General features: G+C 63.9%; 1 protein-coding gene. It reads right to left on the reverse strand.

Translation table 11 applies throughout. The annotated features are described in order from the left end of the window. Positions 1-274: Crp/Fnr family transcriptional regulator (locus DBV08_RS32125; RefSeq protein WP_397488361.1), on the reverse strand; the 274-nt coding region annotated here is incomplete at both ends.

A 274-nucleotide genomic window follows, 5' to 3' on the forward strand; every position in this document is an offset into this window, starting at 1 on the left:
GCCGTCCGGTGCCGGCTTCGAGAAGCGAGAGGCAAGGTCCAGCAGCGCCTTGGCAACGCGACCGGGAACATCGGAGAACACGAGGTCACCAACGGTCTCATTGGTCCGACGCAGACGCTGAGCCAGAGCCTTGAGCAGGTTCATCGCCGCACGTGGGCGCTCATCGAGCCAGGTCGTGAGGTCCTCATGCTTGAGGCTGAGCAGCTCGGACTGAGAGACAGCGGTGACAGAGGTCGAACGTGGGCCCGGATCGAAGAGGCTGAGCTCACCGATG

The sequence above is a fragment of the Rhodococcus sp. KBW08 genome (assembly GCF_003852455.1).
GTDB classification, from domain to species: Bacteria; Actinomycetota; Actinomycetes; order Mycobacteriales; family Mycobacteriaceae; genus Rhodococcus_F; species Rhodococcus_F baikonurensis.